The organism is Leclercia sp. M50 (genome assembly GCF_037150775.1).
Classification (GTDB): Bacteria; Pseudomonadota; Gammaproteobacteria; order Enterobacterales; family Enterobacteriaceae; genus Enterobacter.
Map to the genome: position 1 here is coordinate 1 of NZ_JBBCPK010000202.1, position 2,750 is coordinate 2,750.

General features: G+C 40.9%; 2 protein-coding genes and 1 pseudogene. All 3 read left to right on the top strand.

Going from position 1 to position 2,750, the window contains the following annotated elements:
* A partial coding sequence (locus WFM46_RS23445) for a DUF2345 domain-containing protein (protein ID WP_336998693.1) occupies window positions 1-595 on the top strand: 595 nt, incomplete at its 5' end.
* Window positions 588-1,595: a hypothetical protein gene (locus WFM46_RS23450; RefSeq protein WP_336998694.1), complete on the top strand. Its 1,008-nt coding sequence runs from the start codon at window positions 588-590 to the stop codon at window positions 1,593-1,595. The genes WFM46_RS23445 and WFM46_RS23450, both read left to right, overlap by 8 nt.
* A gap of 573 nt (window positions 1,596-2,168) precedes the next feature.
* Window positions 2,169-2,750, top strand: a pseudogene (locus WFM46_RS23455) (type VI secretion system Vgr family protein); the annotation flags it as partial.

Below are 2,750 nucleotides of genomic sequence, written 5' to 3' on the forward strand. Positions count from 1 at the left end.
GACGGCCACGAAAAATGTCGTCATCAACGCCGGGGGGGATATCAGTATTGGAACAATGGGAAATGCGACCCTGCTTACCGGGGAGAAACTGGGGCTCTTTGCCCGGACCGGCCAACTGAGCGTCAAATCAGGAGAAGGGCCGGTGGAGGTGCAGGCGCAGAACGCCAGCCTGCGGCTGTTTGCAGAGAAGAAGCTGACGATGAGCTCGGCGAGTGACATCTCGTTTGCCGGAAAGAAACGCATCACGCTGATCGGTGGCGGGAGCTACCTGCGGCTGGAGGCGGGGAAGGTCGAGTACGGCACGACAGCGACGTATATGCGCAAAGTGAAGCGGACGATGGCGGCGGTAGCAAATACAATACCGATAGAATCAAAAATGATTCAGCAGATTCACTCCCTATATAATCTTCAATTTAGGTTAACTAATACGGTCGGTAATTTTGTTTCTCATGTAAAATATTTGTTGATTGATGAGTCGGGGGGATTAACGTCAGGCATAACTGATGAAAATGGATACACTGAGTCCCTTTATACAAATGGGAAGAAAAAATTCAGTATTCATATCATCTTAAATGAAGAGGATCAAAATGAGTAATAGTAAGAATTATTATACTGAGGCCGTAAAGGTTGTTGATTTACCTGTGTATTTAGATGAGCAGCATGTCAATTATAAACTTATTTTTATGGATCAAATAGGAATGCCTCTTACAGGAAAATTGGATTCCTCAAGAACGATACCATCAATTGGTATTAATGATAAGCACGTTAAGGTTATACTGATCATTTACGTTCAGAACATTGAGCTTAAGAAAATTAATTTAAGCATTTTTGATGTTATAAAAACAAAAGAAGTGTCTTTAAAATCTACCGTGTCAGAAACCTGTATTGAACAAGAGAATACGTGTTCATTTAAATTAAAATTAAATATTTACACTGTAAATAAGCAGAGCAATCAGGCTATCTTGCTGGACTTGAGTGATATTGAAAAAATAGCAAAGCAACGTAACTTAATGATTGGGTATTACATAAAAAGAAGATCTGGTGGGGTATCCAAAACATCTAAGGAGACAATAGATAAGATAAATAACCCGAGTAAAATAGTTAATAAATACATTAACTATGCATTAGAATGCTTAAAAAATGCAAGTAATACAGGTGAGGGGGGTTTTTCAAGGTTAATATACAGAGATTTAATGGTGAAGATATTTGAATATTTCCTGAAAAACTCAAAAGATCCTGATTCAGTTGTTGATGAAATTGTCAGTATATTTGGTACAAATATAGAGGATAGCTACATGAGGTCAGAACTACTGGCCTTTTATCATATCTATGAAGCTCTTGTCCCTAAAACACACACAAGCCCAGGATACGACAAAATTCAACATTTCACATATAGCGCGGGGAAAAGTTATAATACAATGCAAATTATAACAGATACAGCTCAATATGCGGGGGAAGCATATGATTTAATAAATGGAGGAAGCTGGGAGGATACTAAATCAGATATGGAAGCTAATAACTTAGGACAAGCTTACGGTACCAGATTGTATGAAAAATTCCATCCAGTGAGAGCTGCTATTCGAAATATGGATTAAGGATTAGAGATGAGGTTTTTAATTTACATTTTATTAATTATACTTGTTAACATCGTTTTGTTTTATTTATTAAATGTTGGATATTATCGTAGGGAATTATATTATTATGACGTTGTTAATAATGGGGGGCTGTCAAGTTATTTAAATTATTTATTCCGCTTTGATTTAATGGTTGCTATTTTAAATTTCCTTTTGTTGATTTTTAACTGTCTTTTCTTGTCAAAGAGTAAATTCAATCGATTCAAAGTTAGATTCTACATATTGATTGGTTTTCTGTTTTTTAATGTGATGAATAGTTTCATTTTTTCAATGAAAAATTACATTCGAAATCATCATGATATTTTTGAATTAAATGTTTTTGTTGTTCTTTTAAAAACATATGGGGAAATTGCCAATCTCATTTATATTGCCCCATTAATATTGTCAAGTGCTATACTGTTACTATTTTTATTTATTGTGAGAACGTGGAGTCATGAATGAGTATGATTCAAGTATATTGAAATGGCATCGCTTAATAAAGAACCAAATGAATGCGGAATATATCAGTATTCCCCGCACGATTGAGATGGGTGACGGATGGCGAAGCCGTATGCGGGAGAAACGTACGGCTGGCATACGCCGCTCACCGACGGCACCGAAGTGGCGGTTGCGTACAGCAACGGCGATATTGACCTGCCGTACATCGCGTATGCGCTGCACGACTCTGAACATCCGGACCATGTAAACCGGGACAATCACACCCGGAACATTCTCAGAACTCCCGCAAACAACAAGCTGCGGATGGAGGACCTGCGCGGTGAGGAGCATATCAAACTCGCCAAAACACAGCTCAACAGCGGGCATCTGGTGGACAGCCGGGGGCAATGTCGCGGTCAGGGAACAGAGCTGCGCACCGATGAACACGGCGCTATCCGTGCCGGAAAAGGGCTGTTTGTCGCTGCGGATGCCCGGGCGAAAGCCCAGGGTGACGCACTGGATATGAGCGCTGCGCTGAAGGAAATAGACCGGCTTTACCGGCAACTGCAGCAGCTGGAAATGGCGGCAGAGCAGGCGCAGGCGCTGAAGGCGGATGTTGACAGCCAGATACGGATGTTTGAGCAGCGGCTGAAGCCTCTCAATGAGGCGCTGCTGATGTCCGCCCCGGAAGGGATGGCG